23 protein-coding genes, 1 tRNA gene and 1 pseudogene are annotated in these 22565 nt (G+C 34.1%); 13 read left to right on the forward strand and 12 right to left on the reverse strand.

Going from position 1 to position 22565, the window contains the following annotated elements:
• Window positions 1-18 precede the first annotated feature (18 nt).
• Window positions 19-105 (forward strand) — tRNA-Ser (locus tag AAGD79_RS05770).
• A 106-nt stretch (window positions 106-211) separates the two neighbouring features.
• Here the strand turns inward: AAGD79_RS05770 and AAGD79_RS05775 are convergent.
• Window positions 212-463 (reverse strand): hypothetical protein, encoded by a 252-nt coding sequence (locus tag AAGD79_RS05775; protein ID WP_022626339.1) that lies wholly within the window; start codon window positions 461-463, stop codon window positions 212-214.
• A gap of 242 nt (window positions 464-705) precedes the next feature.
• Here AAGD79_RS05775 and AAGD79_RS05780 point away from each other — a divergent pair.
• Window positions 706-1570, forward strand: a pseudogene (locus AAGD79_RS05780) (IS982 family transposase).
• Window positions 1571-1818: 248 nt separating this feature from the next.
• Here AAGD79_RS05780 and AAGD79_RS05785 read toward each other — a convergent pair.
• Window positions 1819-2112: a transposase gene (locus AAGD79_RS05785; RefSeq protein WP_080717625.1), complete on the reverse strand. Its 294-nt coding sequence runs from the start codon at window positions 2110-2112 to the stop codon at window positions 1819-1821.
• A gap of 359 nt (window positions 2113-2471) precedes the next feature.
• On the opposite strand from AAGD79_RS05785, the gene AAGD79_RS05790 reads away from it, so the two are divergent.
• From AAGD79_RS05790 to AAGD79_RS05800, 3 genes are read left to right on the forward strand one after another with little or no spacing between them, the layout of a single operon-like run.
• Window positions 2472-3581 (forward strand): PQQ-binding-like beta-propeller repeat protein, encoded by a 1110-nt coding sequence (locus AAGD79_RS05790; protein WP_341811281.1) that lies wholly within the window; start codon window positions 2472-2474, stop codon window positions 3579-3581.
• Window positions 3574-4953: a dihydrolipoyl dehydrogenase gene (gene lpdA / locus AAGD79_RS05795; RefSeq protein WP_341811282.1), complete on the forward strand. Its 1380-nt coding sequence runs from the start codon at window positions 3574-3576 to the stop codon at window positions 4951-4953. Before AAGD79_RS05790 ends, lpdA begins: the two co-directional genes overlap by 8 nt.
• Before the next feature lie 2 nt (window positions 4954-4955).
• The gene (locus tag AAGD79_RS05800; protein ID WP_341811283.1) at window positions 4956-5885 is read left to right on the forward strand and encodes a tyrosine recombinase XerC; all 930 of its coding nucleotides are present in this window, start codon (window positions 4956-4958) and stop codon (window positions 5883-5885) included.
• On the opposite strand, the gene AAGD79_RS05805 is transcribed toward AAGD79_RS05800, so the two are convergent.
• The 8 genes from AAGD79_RS05805 to grxC all read right to left on the reverse strand — a co-directional run bounded on the left by AAGD79_RS05805 (window position 5882) and on the right by grxC (window position 13291).
• Window positions 5882-6349 carry a hypothetical protein gene (locus AAGD79_RS05805; RefSeq protein ID WP_341811284.1) on the reverse strand — a complete coding sequence of 156 codons (468 nt, stop codon included), beginning with the start codon at window positions 6347-6349 and terminating at the stop codon, window positions 5882-5884. The genes AAGD79_RS05800 and AAGD79_RS05805 overlap by 4 nt on opposite strands.
• Window positions 6350-6381: 32 nt before the next feature.
• On the reverse strand, window positions 6382-7548 hold the full coding sequence (locus tag AAGD79_RS05810; RefSeq protein WP_341811285.1) for an ankyrin repeat domain-containing protein: 1167 nt from the start codon (window positions 7546-7548) through the stop codon (window positions 6382-6384).
• Window positions 7549-7637: 89 nt separating this feature from the next.
• Window positions 7638-8576 carry a thioredoxin-disulfide reductase gene (gene trxB / locus AAGD79_RS05815; protein WP_174516028.1) on the reverse strand — a complete coding sequence of 313 codons (939 nt, stop codon included), beginning with the start codon at window positions 8574-8576 and terminating at the stop codon, window positions 7638-7640.
• Entirely contained in the window at window positions 8563-9162 is a 600-nt protein-coding gene (locus tag AAGD79_RS05820; protein WP_341811286.1) for a peroxiredoxin, read from the reverse strand. Before AAGD79_RS05820 ends, trxB begins: the two co-directional genes overlap by 14 nt.
• Before the next feature lie 109 nt (window positions 9163-9271).
• Window positions 9272-10993 carry a recombinase family protein gene (locus AAGD79_RS05825; RefSeq protein WP_341811287.1) on the reverse strand — a complete coding sequence of 574 codons (1722 nt, stop codon included), beginning with the start codon at window positions 10991-10993 and terminating at the stop codon, window positions 9272-9274.
• Complete coding sequence (locus AAGD79_RS05830) at window positions 10987-11163, reverse strand: hypothetical protein (protein WP_182319925.1); 177 nt, start codon at window positions 11161-11163, stop codon at window positions 10987-10989. The genes AAGD79_RS05825 and AAGD79_RS05830 overlap by 7 nt, the downstream gene beginning before the upstream one ends.
• A gap of 801 nt (window positions 11164-11964) precedes the next feature.
• The gene (locus tag AAGD79_RS05835) at window positions 11965-12837 is read right to left on the reverse strand and encodes a hypothetical protein (protein ID WP_007550039.1); all 873 of its coding nucleotides are present in this window, start codon (window positions 12835-12837) and stop codon (window positions 11965-11967) included.
• Between the two features lie 115 nt (window positions 12838-12952).
• Entirely contained in the window at window positions 12953-13291 is a 339-nt protein-coding gene (gene grxC, locus AAGD79_RS05840) for a glutaredoxin 3 (protein WP_007550037.1), read from the reverse strand.
• 68 nt (window positions 13292-13359) lie between these two features.
• On the opposite strand from grxC, the gene ribF reads away from it, so the two are divergent.
• Genes ribF through AAGD79_RS05860 form a run of 4 tightly spaced genes read left to right on the forward strand, consistent with a single transcriptional unit; the run spans window position 13360 to window position 17441 of the window.
• Window positions 13360-14292: a riboflavin biosynthesis protein RibF gene (ribF, locus tag AAGD79_RS05845; RefSeq protein ID WP_010082493.1), complete on the forward strand. Its 933-nt coding sequence runs from the start codon at window positions 13360-13362 to the stop codon at window positions 14290-14292.
• A complete protein-coding gene (gene lspA / locus AAGD79_RS05850) occupies window positions 14289-14765 on the forward strand; it encodes a signal peptidase II (protein WP_006279329.1) in 477 nt (158 codons plus the stop codon). Before ribF ends, lspA begins: the two co-directional genes overlap by 4 nt.
• A 29-nt stretch (window positions 14766-14794) precedes the next feature.
• The gene (locus AAGD79_RS05855) at window positions 14795-16135 is read left to right on the forward strand and encodes a pitrilysin family protein (RefSeq protein WP_341811288.1); all 1341 of its coding nucleotides are present in this window, start codon (window positions 14795-14797) and stop codon (window positions 16133-16135) included.
• Window positions 16122-17441, forward strand: a complete 1320-nt coding sequence (locus AAGD79_RS05860; RefSeq protein ID WP_010962819.1) for a M16 family metallopeptidase — start codon at window positions 16122-16124, stop codon at window positions 17439-17441. The genes AAGD79_RS05855 and AAGD79_RS05860 overlap by 14 nt, the downstream gene beginning before the upstream one ends.
• A gap of 9 nt (window positions 17442-17450) precedes the next feature.
• On the opposite strand, the gene purN is transcribed toward AAGD79_RS05860, so the two are convergent.
• Window positions 17451-18011 (reverse strand): phosphoribosylglycinamide formyltransferase, encoded by a 561-nt coding sequence (purN, locus tag AAGD79_RS05865; RefSeq protein WP_265043177.1) that lies wholly within the window; start codon window positions 18009-18011, stop codon window positions 17451-17453.
• Between the two features lie 304 nt (window positions 18012-18315).
• Between purN and AAGD79_RS05870 the strand changes: the two genes are divergently transcribed.
• Window positions 18316-18732, forward strand: a complete 417-nt coding sequence (locus AAGD79_RS05870) for a hypothetical protein (RefSeq protein ID WP_006279382.1) — start codon at window positions 18316-18318, stop codon at window positions 18730-18732.
• On the opposite strand, the gene AAGD79_RS05875 is transcribed toward AAGD79_RS05870, so the two are convergent.
• Window positions 18725-19177 (reverse strand): Na+/H+ antiporter subunit E, encoded by a 453-nt coding sequence (locus AAGD79_RS05875; RefSeq protein WP_410541940.1) that lies wholly within the window; start codon window positions 19175-19177, stop codon window positions 18725-18727. The two genes, AAGD79_RS05870 and AAGD79_RS05875, sit on opposite strands and share 8 nt — an antisense overlap.
• A gap of 145 nt (window positions 19178-19322) precedes the next feature.
• Between AAGD79_RS05875 and AAGD79_RS05880 the strand changes: the two genes are divergently transcribed.
• The 3 genes from AAGD79_RS05880 to lgt all read left to right on the forward strand — a co-directional run bounded on the left by AAGD79_RS05880 (window position 19323) and on the right by lgt (window position 22067).
• Window positions 19323-20699, forward strand: a complete 1377-nt coding sequence (locus AAGD79_RS05880; protein ID WP_341811289.1) for an ankyrin repeat domain-containing protein — start codon at window positions 19323-19325, stop codon at window positions 20697-20699.
• 120 nt (window positions 20700-20819) lie between these two features.
• Window positions 20820-21269, forward strand: coding sequence for an SsrA-binding protein SmpB (gene smpB / locus AAGD79_RS05885; protein WP_007548863.1), 450 nt, complete (start codon window positions 20820-20822; stop codon window positions 21267-21269).
• 6 nt (window positions 21270-21275) lie between these two features.
• Complete coding sequence (lgt, locus tag AAGD79_RS05890; protein ID WP_006280508.1) at window positions 21276-22067, forward strand: prolipoprotein diacylglyceryl transferase; 792 nt, start codon at window positions 21276-21278, stop codon at window positions 22065-22067.
• Window positions 22068-22565: the final 498 nt, after the last annotated feature.

A 22565-nucleotide genomic window follows, 5' to 3' on the forward strand; every position in this document is an offset into this window, starting at 1 on the left:
AATATTATGAATAAGCATGGAAAGGTGGCTGAGTGGTCTAAAGCACACGCTTGGAAAGCGTGCACATATGAAAATATGTCGGGGGTTCGAATCCCCCCTTTTCCGTATGTTACTTCTAGAATAGTATAAAACCCCCGGTCGCGCACACAACTGTACGAACATTGTAATATGGTACAATGTTACAACTATGCGGTGGTAATTTACGATAAATTCATGTAGCCATTTCAAATTTAGCCATACCAATGTCAGTAAATTGATTAAGCAAATAACACTTGAGTAGCAGTTCCTTCCCACGATTAATTTCTGATTTGTTCCGAAAATTAAACCCGAATGTTTGTTTCAGTCGCGAGAAAAAACTTTCTACATAAGATCTTTTTCCGTAGTTTGTTTGCCTTTTCCACCTCTTCATTCCATCTTCGCTGTATGACTTTATTAGTCTAATTGCAGCATTTCTCTCTGCCATACTTTGGATGCTCTGCTGCATTGTTTTTTTGGAGGAATTTTTGTCTTTATGCCGCATTCATCACACAATTTATAGAGTTTATGTCTGTCATATGCTCTGTCTGCATATAGTGCTTTTATGGCATGCTGAAAATTAACTCCTTTAAACCCCAGTTATGGATTAGAAAACAGATAAAAGTAGAATTAATAAAGAGGGAAATAGGGTAAACTCAAGTATTTTAACAATAATTTAAGAGGTTACCCATGAAGAAAGATATTACAGAACTTTACTGCTGCGTCGAGGATTTTTGTCGTGTAGTAGATGAAAATTTTGCAAATAAGTTCTTATCAAATGGCAAAAAACCAACCAGAGTACCAGAAATAGCGCACTCAGAAATGCTAACCATAATCCTGTTATACCACCAATCGCCATGTAAAAACTTCAAGGCTTTTTATCTTTGTTACCTTAAGTTACTCTATAGATCAGAATTTTCAAAGATGCCTTCATATCACAGATTTATTGCCTTAAAGCCGAGAGTTTTACGGTATTTAGCATTACTTCTTCAATGGTTCTGCGAACAAGCGAAAATGACAGGTACTTCCTACATTGACACTTCTACGATTGCCATTTGCCACAAGAAAAGGATCTCTAGGAACAAAGTTTTTGATGGTTTAGCAGAAATTGGTAAGAGCACGTATGGTTGGTTTTTTGGCTTTAAATTGCACTTGGTGATTAACGAAATTGGAGAAATTCAATCACTTACTCTAACCAAAGGTAACGTTGATACCTGTGCCAACTATAACTAAAAGACTGACAGGACTTTTGTTCGGAGATAAAGGCTATATCAAGAAGGAGCTCTTTGAGGAACTCTTCGATAGAGGTTTAAAGCTTGTCACTAAAGTGAAAAAAGGCATGAAAAACGCACTAATCTCACTAAAAGAGAAGGCTTTATTGAGAAAAAGGTCGATTATTGAGACAGTCTTTTGTTGTTTAAAAAATAAATTTGAGCTTGAACATACACGGCACAGATCGCCAATAAATTTTCTGGTACATATTTTTTCTACATTAATTTCATATTCCATGCAGTCAAAAAAGCCTTCTATTTCTAAGCCTTACTGTGTTGGTTAATCCATAACTGGGGTCTTTAAGTAAATCGCAAGCTCCATAGTGATCAGACCGTTACTGTATTTTGCAGCTATGGCTTTTTTGCTGTTTATATTCAACATTACATGCAATTTTCTTGTCTGTTCATAGCCACGATATTTTCTATCAGCGCTATTTTCCTTGCTGTGTGTTGTTATAAATGCTGATGCTTGTGCTATCTATGGCAATTTCGATATCTTCCATATTATTTTCTGCAATCATTGATCTTAATATTAAGTTTTTTTTGAAGCTTGCGAATAGCTGATAACTGCCAAATCTCTTCCTATTTGTTGCAAATATCCTTTTATAAACCCGACTGTTTGTCTTAAGCCAATTCTAAAAAGATTAACGATTATATGCACTAAAATCACAACTTTATCACTATAAATATAGTTGCCGCCCTGCATTTTTGGACTATTTTCATACCAATTTTCGATAGCTTTATCGATGTAACGAAAAATATTTCCTCTTTTTTCTAGAAATTTGTTATATTCATGGCAGTTACTAACTCTCATTTTTTGTGGCATATTTTTCCTTAAGCGGTTAAATGGCTATTTTATAATGAATTTTGTCAGTAGCCACCAGATTTTTTCAGTTGCGATGCAACAGAGCCATCCCAGTGTCAAGCACTGGGATGACAGGAAAAGAGGCTATTTGGATGACATCTTTCTTCTTGGTATAAATTACTTTTATATCTCAATGTTCGTACAGCTATGCACGTTGCCGCATAGTGGATGAGGTGTACTACCTCTAAGAGTATACATTATCTCACATAATAATATAATATTTCGTTCATAAATCAACGTTTTTAACATGCAGCAAGAACATTTCCGTTGTAATTAAGGTTCTTAAGATGTATATTAATGAATCTTGTTTTCAATAAATAATGAAAGTAATAATTGTCATGATAATGTTATTGTGTAGCAGTTACACAATGGCAAGCGAGAGAATAAGTCTAGTGGATAAAAAACTATCTCAAGGATATGTAGCTCCAGTGCTTACAGAAAATAGCGTTATTTTATCAGACAAGCACGGCGCTTTATATTCCTTTGATATTGATAACTCAAAGGCTATGAATTGGAAATTACACCTCTCACACAGAAAAAAAATTAGTAACATGAGCCTATTGCGTCACAGAGGAAACGTTTTCTTTATAGTGGATAACGTTCTACACACAATAGATGCAAAAACCGGCGAGATTCAGTGGGAAAAAGAATTGAGAGCTCAAGTAAGAGGGAAAGCAGCAGTAATAAACAATAAATTGGTAGTATTGACTATTGATAATTATCTGTACGTGTTTGATATAAAAGATGGCAGCTTCGTTTGGACTTATCAAAACGGCATCAATGAGGTTCGAGGTTTGTATTCCATATCGCCAGCAATTTCTAATGATAAAATAATAGCACCATTTTCAAATGGTGAGTTAATAGCTTTTAATGAAGACGGTAAAAAATTGTGGAGCCAAAAATTGGCTACAAACCTTTTGGATACACAGCTCACAGATGTAACTACTACACCAAGAGTGCTTGGCGATACTTTAATAGCTACAAATAATTCTTATATTTATGGTATTGACGTAAAATCAGGAAATATTTTATGGTCAAAGTCACTGCAAGTAAAAAGTGTATCAGACATTGAATCATATTACAGTCCTCTTATTCCTCCAAAGGAGCAAAAAGAAGGCGGAAGAATTTTTATAGTTACTAAAGATGATAAAATAATTGGCCTGGATATAAAAAATGGAGAAATAGTCTGGGCATCTGATTTAATAGAAAATACGCAACTATTTGCTCCAATTATGCATGCCCATACACTGTGGGTGACAAGCAATAAAAGTTCAATGTTTGCTTTTCCGGGATCTGAAAGTGCAGGAAAGGTAGTAAAAGTACCTGGTAATGTGTTTCACACTCCAGTGTTTACTCGCAATAAGATATATGTAACAACTGAGGGAAAAGGTGTTTATTCTTTAGAAAATAGGTTTGTTTTTTATGACTGATTATGATTTAATTGTTATAGGTGGTGGCCCAGGAGGCTATAAGTGTGCTATCGCTGCTGCAAAACTTGGATTGAAAGTTGCCTGTATAGATAAAAATAGCATTTTTGGTGGCACATGCCTCAGAGTTGGGTGCATACCCTCCAAAGCATTGCTCCATTCTTCCTATCAGTATGCTCACACGAAAAATGATCTGTCGAAGCTTGGCATAAAAATTAAGGACGCAAGTTTCGATTTAAAAGAAATGCTAGGTTATAAGGACGCCAGAGTTCAGGAACTTGGAAAAGGTATAGAATATCTGTTTAACCTTCACAAAATCACTAAAATCAATGGGCTTGCTTCTTTTGACCAAGGTAATCTTGAAGTTTCAGTTGAAGGTAAGGTGCTGAAGACAAAAAATATAGTAATTGCAACCGGTTCTGACGTTATTTCTTTGCCAGAAATTAATATCGATGAGAAAGACATTATTTCTTCCACCGGTGCACTATCTTTAACTGAAGTACCAAAAAAACTTGTCGTAATCGGAGCTGGGGCAATAGGGCTTGAAATGTCTTCTGTATGGAGGAGGCTAGGGTCTGAAGTCACTGTAGTAGAATTTTTTGACAGAATCGCTGCAGCAATGGATGGAGAATTAAGTAAGTCTCTACTTTCTAGTCTACAAAAACAAGGAATAAAATTTTTACTTAGCACTAAAGTTGAGGAGATAAAACAAAGTAGTAATTCTTTGAGTGTGAAAGTTTGCTCTGTAAAAGATAATCAAACAAACACTATAGAGGCGGATAAGGTATTGGTGGCAGCAGGACGCAAACCATGCACTGAGAATCTTGGTATTGATGAAAAAATAGAAAAAGATAATCGCGGTTTCGTTCAAGTTAACAACAGATATGAAACTAATGTGAAAGGAATATTTGCTATTGGTGATGTGATCGGTGGAGCAATGCTTGCTCATAAAGCAGAGGAAGAAGGAGTGGCAGTTGCAGAGATAATAGCAGGACAGTCACCTCACGTTGATTATGGAATCATACCATCTGTCATTTACACTCACCCTGCGGTTTCTTCGATTGGTAAAACCGAAGAGGAACTCAAAAATGCTGGCCGTAAGTACAAAGTTGGTAAATGTCAATTTGCTGCAAACGGCAGAGCAAAAATCACTGATGATGCTGAAGGATTCGTGAAAGTGCTGACTTGTAGCAGAGCAGATACAATACTAGGTGTGCATATCATAGGAGCATACGCTGATACGCTAATCAACGAAGCAGCGGTTGCAATGGCATATGGTGCAGCAGCAGAGGATATATACAGAATTTGTCACTCTCATCCTGATATAAATGAAGCCTTTCGAGATGCGTGCATCGATGCTTTCTTTAAAAAATAATTGTGGACCTCGGTTCAATCATTGAAAAATGGTATGAGTGGCTGAGGTGTAACAGATCTTATTCACCAAACACTTTAGAGTCATACATGAGGGACTTGAAGGATCTTATAAGTTTCCTAAATACTCACATTGGTGGAGAAGTAAATGTTGGTACTCTGAAAAATTTAAGCATACCTGAGTTAAGAAGTTGGCTTACCTCTCGTTACGCAAGAGGTGTGAATGCAAGATCTAACACTCGAGCACTCTCAGTAATCAGAAATTTCTTCAAGTACATAAAAAATAACCACAATATAGACAATGAAGCTGTATTTTCCTTATCAAGGCCAATTCAGAGAAGAACTCTGCCCAAAGCATTATCAATACCTAATATAAAAACTTTATTGAAAGAAATGAAACTATCCGACCTGGGCGAACCTTGGGTGATAAAAAGAGAAATTGCAATTATCGTCCTGCTATATGGTACAGGCTTAAGAATCAGTGAAGCGTTGAACCTTAGGGTTAGTGATATTAACAATGAAAGTTTAATAGTAACAGGTAAGGGAGATAAACAAAGGCAGGTATTCATTCTTCCGGTAGTAAAAAAATGTATACAGGAATATGTAAAAGCCTGTCCTTATCTTGGCATTAATGATGAAGCACAATATCTTTTTTTGGGAGTAAGAGGAAAAAAATTGGGAAGAACTTATGTGGCCAATCGTTTGCAAAAAATAAGGAGAATGTTAAATTTACCAGAAATTTTATCTCCACATGCATTTCGCCATAGTTTTGCTACTCATTTGCTTCAGGAAGATATTGACATAAGATCAATACAACAACTGCTTGGTCACTCAAGCCTGGAAACTACTCAAATTTACACTCACCTCAATTATCAAGATGTTTTTAACATGTACAAAAATTTTCAGCAGGGCCTGGAGAAGAAATCAAAACTTTAACTTCGTTCTAAACCACCAAGCTGAGTGCTTTCAACATCACTAAGTATTGTGTTTGCTTTATATAAATTACAACATCCTAATAAAAAAAAAGCCAGTGCAACTGCTGTAAAGAAAGCACTTATTATCCCTGGATAATCTTCTATTACTAAACATGCAACAACAGTATATACTCCAAGCAATATAAAACATGCAGAAGCGTAGTTGCTTAGTTTTCTACCAGAAGAAATTGCTTGCGAGGATTTTTCGTTTTTATTACTACGGAGCAGTCTATTTTCTGATAAAAGCCTATCTCTTTCTTCCCTTACTTGTTTCAAATCTCTTTTTAATCGTGAAATTTCGACAGTGTCGCTTGCTCTTCCACACATAATTCTATTAAGTCGAGTTACTTCACTATTTATAGCCTTTCTTATAATAGTCCGAATGCGATAAGATATGTGTTTATGGCTATAGCAGGCCAGTAGCATATTACGGTCTGTTCGGATTATTGTAAAAAGAGCTATAGATCATTGATTTTTGTTTTTTGAGCCGATTTTTCCTGCCTTAAATCTTCTTCTAACTGTGAAATTTTGTCAATGCCTCTCGTTCTTTCGCGTACGACCCTATCCAGCTCTCGTTCTTTTTCTATGAGTTGAGCTTTCGTTCTTTCAAGTTCACCTTTAAGTTCTTGTATAACTTGCTCAGAACCTACCGGTATATCATTCGTACTTGCCAAAGGTTGTAATGTATTTGCAGGAAATTTTTCATTTAGATAATTTACAATAGACTCGATTGGATTATTAACATTTCTCCATGCAGCAATAATAATTGCATAATTCATGAAGTCATTATCTTCTACTAATTTTTTTACATCATCTAAATCTTTTTTATTAATAGTACCGGTTAATCGCTCTGTAATAGCTTGTTCAATTGTTTGCTTTAATTGTGCATACTGCTCGTAACTAAAATCTAGGTCTTTATGTTTTAAAAGTTTTGTCAATACTTCTTTTTCATCTTCTGTTATCGTTCGTAAACATAATCGAATAATTAAGCTAAGTGGTGTTTTTATTCTTCCATCTTGGGTTCTTCTCCAGCAATTAGGATGAAGCTCTTGATTCAATAGTGTTTTCGCTTGGCAAATATTTCCGCTAGAAAGAGCAGCTAATAATTCTTTTCCTTTCTGTGCTTTTTGTATTTCTATTATCAAATGCCCAGCACGATTTTGTCTAGCACATTCCTCAGGATTTTGATGGTTTTTATTGGTTAGATAAGTGTTTATGTTTGGATGACTTAGTAAGAGTTGTAAAGTTTTCTTTTGTTGAAAGCACATTGCTAGATGCAAAACTGTATTGTTATTATTTTGTTCAGAAATATTAACATCTATGCTCCGGTGCAGTAGGAGCAACCTAATCATATTCTGATATTCTTTTTCTGTTTCAGAGCCTGCAGACAAATTAGTAACTATGGACATCAAAGGTGTCATGCCTTCTTTATCAAACGCATTAACATCCGCACCCTCTGCCAGAGCTTCTTTAAAATCTTCTAGGTTTCCATCATTAATAGCCTTAAATAGCTGTTTTGTTGATTCACTTAGCTGTCTTGAAGTTGTCGGATTTCGAGCTTGCGATGCCGTGTTATCACCACCTCCATAAGCTCTATAATATGCTACACCGTTTCTATAAGGCATACTAAACCCTCTTTATTAATGATTTACTAATATAATTATGTAAAAGAAAAGGAAAATTGCAAGCAATTTATCTAAAATCCTAGAATTAACTACGACTCCAAAAACTTTTCTGCATCAAGCGCAGCCATGCATCCTGTTCCTGCTGCAACTACTGCTTGACGATATACCTTATCTTGAACATCACCTGCAGCAAACACTCCTGCCCTACTAGTTAAAGTTGTTCCAGGTTTTGTAATGATGTAACCCTGCTCATCCATTTCAACAAAGCCTTTAAAAATACCCGCATTTGGTGCATGCCCGATTGCAATGAACACTCCATCCACTTTTAATTCTTGGGTTTCTGCTGATTTAATCGCAATACCAGCAACCCTTTTTGGATTTTCTTCTCCAAGAATCTGCTCTACGGTATGGTTCCACATTACTTTTATTTTATCATTTTTAAAGAGCCTATCTTGCATTACTTTTTCCGCTCTTAATTTATCACGCCTGTGTATTAATATCACTTCTTTAGCAAATCGAGTTAAAAATATTGCTTCTTCAACAGCAGTGTTTCCACCACCAATCACAGCTACAACTTTATTCCTAAAAAATGCACCATCGCAAGTCGCACAAGCTGAAACCCCATAACCCTGAAATTTCTTTTCACTTTCTAAACCAAGCCACTTCGCTTGCGCACCAGATGCAATGATAATTGCATCTGAATAGTAGTCATTGATATTACCAGAAGATCTAAATCTATACTCATTAAAGTCCTCAAGTTGTTCAACGCTTTTTATCTCATCATCTATTATTTTTGCTCCAACCTTTTCTGCATGCAACCTCATTTGCTCCATTAGTTCTGGACCCTGTATTGAAACAAAACCAGGATAGTTTTCAACATCTGTAGTAATTGTAAGCTGACCACCAGGCTGCATTCCCGTTACTACAATTGGCTCTAAGTTTGCACGTGCTGCATATATAGCGGCAGCATAACCCGCTGCCCCAGATCCAATAATAAGAACTTTTGTACTAAATTTATAATTCTTCACTGTATGAGTTTAGATAATCAGCTACTCCTTCATCGCTTGCCTGCATTGCTGGCTTACCTTTCTTCCAGCCTGCTGGACATACTTCACCATGCTCCTCATTATGTTTAATTGCATCAACGATTCTAACGAATTCATCGATATTACGCCCTAAAGGCAAATCATTTATCGATTGATGACGTACAATAAATTCATCATCAATAACGAAAGTTGCTCTCAGCGCAATTGAGTCATCATATAAGACCCCATAGTCTCTTGATATAGACTTTTTGATATCAGACACTAAAGTGTAGCTAATCTCTCCAATACCACCATCATTAACTGGAGTGTTTCGCCATTTATAATGTGAAAATTTTGAATCTACACTTATTCCTATCACTTCAACACCACGCTTTGCAAACTCATTTATTCTATTATTGAGCGATATCAATTCAGTTGGGCAAACAAAAGTAAAATCAAGTGGATAGAAAAAAAGGACAGCATACTTATTTTTTATGCGCTTACTCAGACAGAAATCATCAACAATTTCTCCGTCAGAGAGAACAGATGAAGCAGTAAAATCGATAGCAGATTTTGTTACAAGATTCATAATTAACCTATTCTTTTAAAATAACTTTAATTTTACATCTTGATAAACTTATATGCAAGTTTTCTTTGGTTTTAGTCCTATAAAAACTTCCTAAAATAGCTCTTCTTTTTTACCGATAAGATACAATCCAGGTTGGAATACTGAGTTGGTGAGTATAAAATTCTACGTCATGCCGCCACGAACCGTCATACCTACCCCTACAACAACATTGCAAGCATTGATTTTTCTCCATATGAAAAGAGTCTGGAAGCTCTTTTACTCTAAACACAATGTTTACATCCTCAAAATTAATCTCAATTCGCTTAACTAACGTTCTAATAATATCACGTTTAGTTAGCCAGTCTGCATTATTAAGACTTGAGTTAATACTAGAGGAAAACCCCTCTAAATTTGTTACTACTAGAGTTAACTCTTGTGTGAGTTTTTTCTGATCAAATATCTTTTTCTTTTGTTCTTCAACCATTTTTAAGTTTTGTTTCATTGCTTTAATTCTTGGCTCAAATTCTTCTTGATCAATATATTCTTGAGCATAACTATCAATTAACCTTGCAATACCTCGTTTTAACTTATCTTCTTGTATTTCAAGCAAAGCACTTTTTTGATCTAGTGGTGATTTTTTAAGTTCTGAAAGTCTACGTTTATACTCCTCTAATATTCTATTTGGATTTTTTAATAGATGTTTTACCTCTTCCCACACAGCCATGTCTAATGTATCTGTACGAATTAATTTGTTGTTACACATTTTATTACCGCCAAAACGGTATGAATCCGTGCCAACACAACGATAATATACCTGATTATTAGTTTTTTCCCCCTCCTTATTCCTTGCAGTGCTAGTACCATAATATGCATAATTGCAAAGCTTACATACTACTAAACCTTGCAATAAATGTCTTGCTCCTCTTTGTCTTGTTCTTGCTATTTTTCTATTCTCAGCTAATTGTTCTTGAACGATTTCAAATAAATCTTCGCTTACTATACTAGGTACTTTAATATAAATCCAATCCTCTTTTGGAACAGGATAAGTAGAATAATTATCTTTTGGATGCTCGCAGGAGTTTTTTTTCGGTCTTATATGTTTTAGTTTGACACCAAACCTTGTTTTACCAAAAGCTGCTTGTCCTTTATAAGCAGAGTTTTTTAACATACTCAAAACTACAGCCCTATCCCAATACTCTTTTCCAGTTCTCGTCATAATGGACATAGCACTTAGCCTACGACATACTTCTCCTATACTGGCTCTTTCTCTTCCTACCCAAGAAAATACTTTACGAACAACTTCAGCTTCTTCTTCATAAATCTCAAATAAGGCCTGTCCTGTTTCTGTATTTTTGTTTATATAACGATAGCCATAAGGAGCAGCACTCATTACACTTATACAACCCTTATTTGCTGCATAAATCTTTCCTCGACGACTTCGTTCCATGATTTTTGCACGTTCGTATTCTGCTATCATACCTTGCATTTGTAATAGTAATTGAGATTCTGGATTATCGCTAATTTGATGATTTAAAAAAATGACTTCCACTCCTAATTTCTTAAACTCTTCAAGTAATATCATCTGATATGCATACTTACGAGATAAACGATCAGGAGAATGAATATAAACCTTATCAATGTTACCTTCTGCTATTTTATCACGTAATTTTTCCAAACCAGGACGGATTATGTTAGAACCACTATAACCATTATCAATAAATTTATATTCATTTAATAATTTATGTCCATCCATACTAATTTGATTCTCTATAGTAGCAATTTGGCTTGCTATTGTATCTTCTTGTGCTTGCTTCCCTGAAGAAACTCTTGCATATAAACTAACTGTTACCATTTTACCGTCCTCAAATCTACTTTCTTATATTCAGAGTTTTCTTCCTTTTTGCTCGCTTTTATTGGTTTACTTAACACTAATTTTTCATATGCATCTAATAGATACAACTCTGCTAATCGATTTACTTCATAACTACAACTAATACGAACTATTAATTTCTTGTTGCCCATGAGCTCTACCATATATTATCCATCGAGACATATGGTTATTTGATCATTAGCTCTATAAATAAATTCAACTCTCCGTTCTTTTTGTAGAAGCTTTCGGGAAATAGTCTTCTCAAGTTTCAGGTTTATTGCAATATTGTTGGCGGAGTCCCGCCACGGTATCTCAGCCGCTCACAAGTAGCGGGATGACGGTTGTCGTTTAGCTATAAATGTTAAAAAATTTGCCAAACGAAAAAAAAGGCAAAAGAAGCCCCGTGGTTGGCTAATTACTTACATTATACTTTCAAGTATGGCGTTTTTTTATTCTAAACGTTTAATAACCGCGATTCAGTTGCTTTTAAGCCGCAACTAATCTAAATTATAAACATTAAGAAATTTACTAAACAGAAAAAAGGCAAAAGAAACCCTAGGGTAGCTAGTTATTCACTATCCATTTTTTAAGTTGGCGTTTTTTTATGTTTTAAATGCTTTATAAGCGCATTTTAGCTTATATTAGGTAAAAACCTAGATTTTTATAAAGACATAAGGTGCACATAGTGCAAAAAATTAAACATGAGACGCCAGATACGTGAGTTTTTTTGTCATTTAATCTGTACAGAGAAGATAAATAAATAGCTTCAGTTTCATGATAAGGGAGTTGGCGGAGTTTGTCAAGTAAGTTTTTCGCTTCTGCGGGCTACTTGAATAACGGCTACAATGTTCATACAGCTATGTACATAGCTGGAACCCAAAAAAAGAACCAAGTAGCCTTGGCTACTTGGATGACAAAAGGTAATACAAGAAGTCTATTGGCTCTCGTATATCTTAGTGAAACTTAACAAGTTTATCTATAGTTTTAGTGATGATTCTTGGAGTATCCGGAGAAACTGCTGAGCTCAGCCTATTTAACCGCTCTATAGCGAACTCGCTATTCTCATTTGCTATGAAATCACATAAAATATTTTCTATATCCTTAGTAACACTTTCATGCTTTCTCAGAGGATGATTATGTGGATACCTACTGATGGTTTTGATACTGGAATACTCAACAAAAGCTTGATCCTTAAAAGCAAGTTGTCTCAATTTCTCTTTGAATTTTCCTTCTTCCTCTTTTGCTAAAAGGCGAGACTTTATCAGTGATTTTATAATCAAATTTATAGCTTGATGTATTTCAGAATGCACTATAACTTTAATGGTATTTTCTTCTACTATACAATCATAAATATTTTTTTCGCTCTGTAACGACTCTATTAATTTCTTGCTACTTTGTGAATTCAATTCCAAATTCTCCTCACTCATAGGAGTTATTATGAAGGTGTTCTTACTCACTCTGATGTTAAATTGTGGAGAGCCTTCAGAAAAGGAAAATGCTACATCCTTAAATTCAAGTGCATGATTGTATGCAGCAAAAAGGGTGTGTGCTATAACACTGCTGGGCACCTTCATTCCATGTTTACTCAGGTGGTTCAATACATTTTCAACCTCATGATATGTAAAGTCTGTATCTTTTAGCAATTCAACAACTTCTATGCCGTTGTGTTGTTTATACTCTATTCTCACTTCTTCTGTAAAAAGTGTTTTAGCTGCTATATGTTTATCAAGCACTGTGAAAATCTTGATGAAATTCTCTAAATCTTGTTTGTTAACTAATTCGATACTAATTAAGTTTCTGCTAATAATTGAAATATTTTTTGTCATTTTTTCCCACTAAAAAAACTCACTGAATGAATTGTATTTTTAATTCATTAAGAATTGTTTAAAGTGAGCATACTAGTTTTCATTTACGTATTACACGACAAAACAAGATAAAAAGTTACATAAAATCATCATGTGGTATAACACACTCTCCACATTCATCATTGCTGTTTGTGTAGGTTGTGACATCAGTGTGATTGTCATTATTATTTAGCATATCATCCAACTTTCCTTCTTTTTCAAGATCCATCAATTTGTCACACCCCCCAATGTGCTTATCGTTGATAAAAATCTGTGGAACTGTTCTAACGTTATACTTTGATTTTATGTCGTTAAATAGATCTGAGTTTTTGAGCACATCAATTTCTTCATACTTCACACCTTTTTTATCTAGTAAATCCTTTGCCCTTATGCAGTATGGACAGCCCTTCTTTACATATATCACAACATTTTTCACAATTTATCTCCGTAGCTTACTAAAATATAGTTATTATATATAAGAAACATGTAAAAACATCAAATTGTATGAAAATTATTTATAATTGTGAGCAAGGAATAGAAAATAATATAGCACTAACCTTCGGAAATTTCGATGGCATTCATTTAGGACACGAGTTTGCAATTTCTACTCTAAAGAAGGTAGCACAAGAAAGAGGATTACCCTCTGCAGTTTTAACTTTTGAGCCTCACCCATCAACTGTTTTATTTGGTAGAAACAATTTTAGGTTAATAGACCAAGAACAAAAAAAGGAACTAATCAGCAGCTATGGTATAGATTACTTATATATTATTAATTTTAATAGAGGTTTTTCTGAGGTTAGCTGCGATGACTTTATCAGTGAGATTTTAATAGATAAATATGGCGCTAAACACATAATTGTCGGAGAAAATTGCACTTTTGGTCATAAACGATTGGGTAATATATTAACTCTAGAGAAATATTCTGAAATATATGGATACTCTTTGACTAAATTAGAGCCATTAACAATTGACGGCAAAATTTGCTCTTCTTCTTCAATAAGGGAGTATGTACAAAGGGGCGAAATAGAAATTGCTAATAAATTGCTCGGCAGGCCTTATCAAGTTTCTGGTGTTGTGACAAAAGGTGCATGTAGAGGTAGAGAAATAGGATTTCCAACCATAAATATTCCTATAGAAGATTGCATGATAAAACCTAAGTTTGGCACATATTACGCTAGAGTGACTTTTCCTGATAGTAATCCAAATTGGTTATATGGAGTAGTCAATATTGGTATGAGACCTACTTTTAAGGATCTGAAAAAGCCTATAATAGAAATGCACATATTCGATTTTGATGAAGACGTATATAGTCATAAAGTCAATATACAACTTTTAAAATTCATAAGGTCAGAAAAAAAATTCCATAGTATTGAGGAGTTAACAAAACAGATAAATTATGATATACTTAAAGTTTATAGGTTAAAGGCAAATTTATGAAAAAGTTATGCTTAGTTGTTATATTAATTATAGTATTGATTGACCAAACGAGCAAATTGTACATAAACTCATTGATTGATGAAGGAGAATCAATTGAGATCGCTAGTTTTATAAAACTAGTTGAAGTTTGGAATTCAGGTATTAGTTTTGGAATGTGTAGCGCTTTACCACATGGCGGTTTCTTTTTTTCAGCATTTTCAATACTAATAATCGGTATACTTGCATATTTGATATACAAGTCTGACGATCAGTCAACTTACCTTGGTTTTTCTCTGATGATTGGTGGAGCAATCGGAAACGTAGTTGATAGGATCTATTGGGGAGCTGTATATGATTTCATATATTTTCATATTGATGATTGGTATTGGCCAGCCTTTAATTTAGCAGATTTATCTATAGTTTGTGGAATGTTTACATTGTTATATAAGTGGTATATATACGATATGCTTATTTCTAAACAAAATGAGGAATAAAATAATTGTTTTTATATTAGGTCGAAATAATGCTTCATAAGTTTTTTAGTTTTCTTATACTACCTGTACTTTTTTTTACTTACCCAATTTCTTCGAATGCTTTAAACATAGAGCACAACATAAAATATACTAAACTCAGTAACGGACTAGATGTTTATGTTGTTTCTAATCATCGGATTCCAGCCGTTTTACATGCAGTAATATACAAAGTTGGGGGAATGGATGATCCAATCGGCAAAGCAGGATTGGCTCACTACTTTGAACATTTAATGTTTGAAACTACAGGGAAGTTCACAGATATAGAAGCCACTATGAGTAGCATTGGGGCTCAATTTAACGCATTTACCACTAAAGAATATACCTGTTATTTTGAGTTGATCCCCAAAAAAGATTTACCACTTGCAATGGAAGTTGAAGCAGATAGAATGGGCAGCTTTAATGTTACTCAAGACAAAATAGATAGAGAAAAAAACATCGTATTAGAAGAAAGAAAGATGAGATTTGATAACCAACCTCATAACTTGTTATGGGAAGAAATGGATAGTGCATTTTACCGTACTGGCTATGGTAGGTCTGTTATCGGCTGGGAGAGCGATATCAAAACTTACAATCAGGATGACATAGTGAGGTTTCACGATAGTTATTATCACCCTGGTAATGCAATATTGCTGATTGTGGGTGATGTGGAGTTTGATAAAGTAGTGAAATTAGCAGAAGAAAAATATGGCGAAATTAAAGCTAAGCCTGTAATGAGAAATTACCCAAATCAGGATCCAGTGCATAATGCAGGTCTATCGGTGACCTTAGAGAGCACTGAAGTAAAAGAATCAGTTTTATATTTTCGTTATCGTGTTCCCTTATTTGATCACATAAATGAAGCCTCTGCTGCTCATTTAGCGGTTGACATTTTAGGTGGCGGCAAATCCAGCAAACTGTATAAAGATTTGGTTTTAGATAAAGATGTGGCAGTATCAGTGTTTGCTTATTATAATAGCCTAGCTTTTAGTGATGGCTACATTGATATTATGATAATTCCAAAAAGTGGCGCTAATTTAGATATTGTTGAAAGAGAGTTAGATAATGCTATTAATGGCTTCGTATCTAAAGGGGTGACGAGCGAGGAATTACAAAGCTCAAAATATAGGTATAAGGCAGCACAGTTTGATAATCTATCTGACTTAACTCATATAGCGATGTTCTATGTGCCACACCTTGCACTTGGTATTCCACTTGATGAAATAGATATTTCATATAGCAAGATTAATGATGTCAATCTAGAGGATGTAAATAATAAAATCCGTGCTATTTTTTCTGCTAATAAGTTAATTGGTCGTTTATTACCAAAAGGAGATAATAATGAGAATAAGTAAAATTATATTTCTATTTTTTTTCTGTCTAGGCTTTAATTTACAAGCAAGTGGTAACCTAAATATAGAGGAGGTCACTACCCGTAAAGGATTTAAGTTTTTATTTGTAGAAAATCATGATTTGCCAAAAGTTTCACTAAATATATCGTTCAAGGATGCAGGTTATGTGTATGAGAATAAGGAAAAACAGGGGCTTGCTTGGTTTACTTCTCTTGTAATCCAAGAAGGGGCAGGAAAAAATGATGCCAAAGATTTTGCGAAAAAGCTTGAAGATAAAGGGATTAGTTTAAATTTTATTGCTGATTTAGAAGCATTTAGGGTTTCATTAAATACTTTGTCTGACAATCTAGAGGAAGCAATTTCATTACTGAGCGATACTATAATGCGTCCTAAAGTTGACCCTGAAGGGTTGAATAGAGTTTTCGAGAAAGCCAAAGTTGATTTTAATAATCTTGAAAAAAATCCTTATTTTGTTGCTGGAAAAGAATTAGATACGTTATTGTTTAAAAAACATCCTTACTCAAAAAGTGTGTACGGTACTCTTGATACTATAATGAGCATTACTAGAGACGATGTTTTAACATACATAAAGCGTAATTTTGCTAAAGATAACATAGTTATCAGTGTTGCTGGTTGTACAAAAAAAGAAGAAATTATTACGCTATTAGATAAATATTTATCTAAATTGCCGTCAAAAAGATCAAAAGTTAGAAAAATACCTGTAAAAAATAATTTTGGTTCTGCAGAAAGTAAGAATATTTTTATGGATATACCACAGAGTGTGATACTTTTTGCTCAAAAAGGTATAGCTTATGAAGATCCTAATTATTATAACGCTGGTGTCTTAATTGATGCACTTGGTGGCATGAGGCTGAATTCAATATTAATGACAGAACTGAGGCAAAACTTGGGTATTACTTATGGTGTTTATGCAAGTATTATTTCCAATAAACATGGAAATATTATATCTGGATTTATAAGTACTGATAGTTCTACTGCTGGCAAAGCTATATCAGCAGTAAAAGATACATTTAGCAGAATAAAAAAGCAAGGAATTGACGAACAATTGTTCAAGGATGCAAAAATTGGCTTGGTAAATAATCTTGTCCTTTTCCTGTCCAATAACACAAATACAGCAACGCTGCTAGATAATATGCAGATAAATGATCGTGATGTTAACCGTATAAATAATTATGCGAATATCATTAATGATGTTAAATTAGAGGAAGTAAACGAACTGGCAAGTTCTTTACTGGAACCTGAAAATTTATTTTTTGTTGAAGTTGGAAAAAACGCTCAAGGTCAATAATTATTACAGTCATATATCTTCTGCTATTGACCTTACTGCTTCTACATAACACTTATGCTCCTCAGCTAGAATGCGTTCTGAAAGGCTTTGAACATCATCATTTGGTAGCACTGGCACAGCAACTTGAGCAATTACGGCTCCAGCATCAACTTCAGGAGTGACATAATGTACAGTACAACCTGTAATTTTTACACCTGCTTTTAGAGCTTGCTCTTGAGCGTTTAGACCTTTAAAAGACGGAAGTAAAGAGGGATGAATATTTATCACCTTGTTATGCCATTTACTCAGAAAATCAGCTTTGAGAATTCTCATAAATCCTGCAAGGCAAATTAAATCAACCTTCTGTTGAACAAGTATTTTGTGAATTTTATCAGCATCAAGTGGTTTATCTTTAACAATAAACGCTGGGATTCCTGCTTGCTCTGCTGTTTTCAGACCAGCAGCTTCGCTATTATTTGTGATAACACATGCAACTTCTGCGGGAAAATTCTGATCTTGACATGCTTCTATTAAGGCCTGCATATTCGATCCCCTACCTGAAATTAGTATTCCGAGTTTTATCTTTTTCATTATAGCACAGTTAGTTTATAATTTAGTTAATACTAACAAAACAGCTCAAAAGGAAAACTTATTTTATAGCAAAGAAGGCAGACTAAACTCTTTATATAAGTGGACCTCTAATTTTGGACCTCACTGGACAACACAAAATAACGAATAGCCCCATGTACCCAGCTAAAACTAGCTTTAATGCTTAGATATTGTGCTATTTTTGTATAATATACCACTATAAGTATATATTTTTGTAATCGCGTTATTATTTATTTAACAAAGTATTAGTATAATTTATTACACTGGATTAAATGGAGAAAGTTCAATGAGTAAATTACCGAACAATGCAAAAATAGGTAAATCTCAGGTTACTCAGTGGGAGGTAATAAAAAATTGTGAATATGCTGATAATTGCTTGTCAAAAATAGTAACTTTGTACGTTATTAGAATAACTCAGCTATCAGATTTTTATACGAGTGACGAACCTGAAATTAACACTGTTTTAGCAAGAATAAGCGTGACAAGTGAAAATGTATTTTTAAACAAGGCTACTACTATTGAAGTTATGGAAGGTATTTTTCCGTATAAATTTAACAGCAAGAAGAGAAATAACATATTAAGGTTAGAAGATTTATATAATTATTTATGTTCTATTGTTAATAATAGCCTTCCAAAAGAAATGCTTGAAAGTCTTGTAAGGGAATATAAGGATGCTGTTAACTTATTTAAAGCAATTACTTAACTGAACGTAGTATTTTTAAGATTTTGTTTTCTATTTCAGAAATGCCGCTTTCAAGGTTTTTATCTATCAAGCATATGGTAGACAAATACGTTTTTTGCTTGCTTTCAACATTGATAGTTAAAGTTCCGGGAGTGATTGTGACTGAATTGGCAAATAACGCAATGCTTTCATCATTATGCCCTTTGCATTTCTTGAGAATAATAATCGGCTCAAGCTTAGATTTGAGTTGTAGCACCTTTTTTGTTACATAAACACTTGATAAAATGATTTGGTACATTAACCATGGTATATAACTTACTAACTTATAAAACGACAGTCTACTCGTACTATTTAAAATCTGGCTAAGAGCTCTTTCAGCGTTTATCAACCTTCTAAAGATAAACGATGTGAATATAGAGGAAAACACTCCACAAAAAATAAAAAACGGTTCAAAATAACCAGACAATACAGTCCATAGAACAAATAAAATTATAAACGACAGAGAAAAAATTTGATTTCCTTCCTAAAGTTGAGGTTTTTCATAGTCTGTAATATAACTAAAATGACTCTTTAAGGAAAGATAATAACGAATATTTAGGTTCTTGACTTCTATGTTAAAAGATATAACAACTAAGTTATGTATTTTAAGTGAGGAAGTTATGGAATATGATAAATTTATGGAAATATTAAAAAAAATAAATGACCTTTCAGATTTGAGCAAGGACAATATAGTTGAAAAAATAAAAGCTAAGTTACAAGAAGAAGATCCAGATTTATGTCAAGAGTGGGAAAAGAGTAAACCTGACAATGATAGTAGATCTGGCATAAATTACATATTTACTATATCTCGTGGTCAAAATTCTAAGGAAGTCAAATTGTTACATCTTGCTTCTTATTGGAACTGTGCAAATGTAGCAAAAGCTCTGATTGAAAACGGGGCAGATATTAATGCAGAACATGATAATAAAATTACTCCTTTACATATTGCTGCTCACTATGGCCACGAAGATGTAGTAACCATTCTAACTGGAAAAGGAGCAATTGTTGATGCAAAAAATGGTGATGGATGGACTTCTTTACATTTTGCTGTTGAAAAGAACCACGAAAATGTAGTAAACACTCTAATTGGAAAAGGAGCAAATGTTAATGCAGAAAATGATAAAGGATGGGCTCCTTTACATCTTGCTGCCAAAAAGGGCCATAAAGATGTAGTAGACATTCTAATCAAAAAAGGAGCAAAGGTTAATGCAGAAAATGATGATAGATGTACTGCTTTACATCTTGCTGCTGAAAATAACCACATAGAGGTAGTAAAAATTCTAGTTGAGAAAGCAGATGTTAATATAAAGGATGCTGATAGATGGACTCCTTTGCATGTTGCTGCTGAAAATGGCCACGAAGATATAGTAAAAACTCTAATCGCAAAAGGAGCAAAGGTTAAGGCAAAAAATGGTGATAGACGTACTCCTTTACATCTTGCTGCTAAAAATGGCCACGAAGGTATAGTAAAAGTTCTGCTAGAAGCTGGAGCAGACCCTTCATTAAAAGATGTTGATGGAAAAACGCCAAGAGACCTCACTAAAGATCAAGGTATAATTCAGCTTTTAGAGGAAGCGGAAAAAAAGCAAACGTTAAAAAATGAGAATAAAAAAACGCCAAAGGATCTTACTGAAAATAAAGATGTAATGCAGCTTCCAGAGAAAAAGGAAGAAAAACAGGTTGGAAAAAATGCAATTGTGAAAGAAAAAGAACAATCTGCAAAAAATGCAATTGTAAAAGGTGTTATTGTGTGTTTTGTAACTGCAGTGATAGTTGGTGTTGCACTTGCATTTGCTACTGCCCTATCTGTACCAGCAATAATTGGACTAGCTGCAGGATCTGCGCTCATAGTTGGTGCTGGTCAATATATAATGTCAAAGCCTAAAACTGAAATGAAAGGAGTAAAGCAGGAACTTGTATCTGGAAAGGCAAAAGAAGTACTTACTTGATTTTTGTTATCCTGTTGCTATCAGACTAGCCTGGCACCTTATATTTATTGGGATAACTGTTTTATTATGAATTAAGTCAAAAACTCTGTAATATATTGAAGCTTAAAGATATCTTTAAATATGGAAGTTATTGCAGAAAATAGGAAAGCAAGGTTTGAATATTTCATCTTAGAAGAATTTGAAGCGGGTATGGTCTTATTAAGCAGTGAAGTTAAATCGCTAAGAGAAAGAAAAGTAAATATTTCCGACGCCTACGTTGTTGAAAAGAATAGCGAAGTATGGCTGCACAATATGCATATTGCAGAATATAAAGCTGCGAACCGAAAAAATCATAAACCAAAAAGGGAACGTAAATTACTCTTGCATAAAAAGGAGATAAATAAACTAATTGGTCAAATCAAGACTGCTGGGATAACTGTTGTGCCGCTTTCGGTCTATTTTAACGATAAAGGATTTGCAAAAACTAAAATTGCCATTGTAAAAGGAAAAAAACTCTACGATAAGAGAGCAACCATAAAACAGAGAGAGTGGGATCGTGAAAAAAGTAGATTGTCTAAAAATAATTTATAGCAAAATATGTCTTTAAATCCAGTAATTTTCAGCATCGGTCCTGTTTCTATATATTGGTATTCCTTAGCCTACGTTTTGGGTATAGTGTTTGCATATTGGTATTTACATAGGCTAGATGACCAAAAAATATTTACTAAGAATTTTTACGATTCGTTATTAACAGCCACTATTGTAGGTATTATCCTTGGAGGTAGACTTGGCTACGTATTGATATATGATCCAGTTCTTTATATAAGCAACCCTATCGAGATATTGAAGACCTGGGAAGGAGGGATGTCATTTCATGGCGGTGCTATAGGAGTTTTGCTTGCAGTAATAATCTCCTGCAGAAGACATAACATTCCTATATTTTATGCACTGGACCTAGTTTCTTGCGGAGTTCCCATAGGTTTATTTTTAGGTCGCATAGGCAATTTTATAAACGGAGAGTTATTTGGCAGAGTTACAACTATGCCATGGGGTATGGTATTTCCAGAGAGTGGTGATAATTTGCTGCATCATCCAAGCCAGCTTTATGAGGCACTTTTTGAAGGACTGCTACTTTTTGCAGTTGCAAATTCACTGTTTTTCTTAACTAGAATAAGACTGTATCACGGTGCGTTAACTGGTATTGCAGTTATGTGGTATGGAATAGCACGTTTTTTCGTTGAGTTTTTTCGCGAACCAGACTATCAAATTGGCTATTTGTGGCTTGATTTAACTATGGGGCAGTTGCTTTCTATACCTATGGTTTTGCTAGGAATGCTTGTATATCTAGGCGCATTAAATTTAAAATTTAATACGAAATCTGTCACATAGAGAAAAGGTGAGTTCAATAGAAAAATGTAGCCAGAAGCCCCACATTATGCACAATTGTACGAATTTTCTGCGTTGCAGTAGAATGAATCGGTGGGCTTTGTTGCATCGCTAGCTATGATGGATTAAAGATAAAAAAGGTGGAGAATATCAGTAGCTTATTATTCTGGTATTTATAACAAGAACGGTCAGTGAATACCTAAATTTGAGTAAAAGAAATTTCACTACCACTCACTAATCTGGCTAAAATTCAAGAATTTCAATGCTTTAGCTATTTTCAATAGAATTAAATTTATTAATATAAATAACAAATTACTATTCTTAAATTTGATCAGATTGATTGCAAAAAAACAAGATTTTCAATAAGTTGCTTATAATCCTAATTATAGTTAGCCTTTCATAAGTAGCGATGCAACAAAGCCATCCCAGTGTCAGCTACTTTCATGACACCATTTGCTGTGCAGTTTACCTTCAAAAATGAATGTTCTTACAGCTATGGAA

It is taken from the genome of Wolbachia endosymbiont (group A) of Oxytorus armatus (genome assembly GCF_964027005.1).
GTDB classification, from domain to species: domain Bacteria; phylum Pseudomonadota; class Alphaproteobacteria; order Rickettsiales; family Anaplasmataceae; genus Wolbachia; species Wolbachia pipientis.

Bases quoted from the DNA above. Each gene is read 5' to 3' on its own strand.
- lgt (WP_006280508.1), top strand. From the start codon at position 21,276: ATGTCTTTAAATCCAGTAATTTTCAGCATCGGTCCTGTTTCTATATAT.
- AAGD79_RS05785 (WP_080717625.1), bottom strand. From the start codon at position 2,112: ATGCCACAAAAAATGAGAGTTAGTAACTGCCATGAATATAACAAATTT.
- AAGD79_RS05805 (WP_341811284.1), bottom strand. From the start codon at position 6,349: ATGCTACTGGCCTGCTATAGCCATAAACACATATCTTATCGCATTCGG.
- AAGD79_RS05860 (WP_010962819.1), top strand. From the start codon at position 16,122: ATGAGAATAAGTAAAATTATATTTCTATTTTTTTTCTGTCTAGGCTTT.
- smpB (WP_007548863.1), top strand. From the start codon at position 20,820: ATGGAAGTTATTGCAGAAAATAGGAAAGCAAGGTTTGAATATTTCATC.
- AAGD79_RS05790 (WP_341811281.1), top strand. From the start codon at position 2,472: ATGAAAGTAATAATTGTCATGATAATGTTATTGTGTAGCAGTTACACA.
- AAGD79_RS05870 (WP_006279382.1), top strand. From the start codon at position 18,316: ATGAGTAAATTACCGAACAATGCAAAAATAGGTAAATCTCAGGTTACT.
- AAGD79_RS05830 (WP_182319925.1), bottom strand. From the start codon at position 11,163: ATGGGCAACAAGAAATTAATAGTTCGTATTAGTTGTAGTTATGAAGTA.
- AAGD79_RS05880 (WP_341811289.1), top strand. From the start codon at position 19,323: ATGTTAAAAGATATAACAACTAAGTTATGTATTTTAAGTGAGGAAGTT.
- lspA (WP_006279329.1), top strand. From the start codon at position 14,289: ATGAAAAAGTTATGCTTAGTTGTTATATTAATTATAGTATTGATTGAC.
- AAGD79_RS05820 (WP_341811286.1), bottom strand. From the start codon at position 9,162: ATGAATCTTGTAACAAAATCTGCTATCGATTTTACTGCTTCATCTGTT.
- purN (WP_265043177.1), bottom strand. From the start codon at position 18,011: ATGAAAAAGATAAAACTCGGAATACTAATTTCAGGTAGGGGATCGAAT.
- AAGD79_RS05775 (WP_022626339.1), bottom strand. From the start codon at position 463: ATGGCAGAGAGAAATGCTGCAATTAGACTAATAAAGTCATACAGCGAA.
- lpdA (WP_341811282.1), top strand. From the start codon at position 3,574: ATGACTGATTATGATTTAATTGTTATAGGTGGTGGCCCAGGAGGCTAT.
- AAGD79_RS05825 (WP_341811287.1), bottom strand. From the start codon at position 10,993: ATGGTAACAGTTAGTTTATATGCAAGAGTTTCTTCAGGGAAGCAAGCA.
- AAGD79_RS05835 (WP_007550039.1), bottom strand. From the start codon at position 12,837: ATGACAAAAAATATTTCAATTATTAGCAGAAACTTAATTAGTATCGAA.
- AAGD79_RS05855 (WP_341811288.1), top strand. From the start codon at position 14,795: ATGCTTCATAAGTTTTTTAGTTTTCTTATACTACCTGTACTTTTTTTT.
- ribF (WP_010082493.1), top strand. From the start codon at position 13,360: ATGAAAATTATTTATAATTGTGAGCAAGGAATAGAAAATAATATAGCA.
- AAGD79_RS05810 (WP_341811285.1), bottom strand. From the start codon at position 7,548: ATGCCTTATAGAAACGGTGTAGCATATTATAGAGCTTATGGAGGTGGT.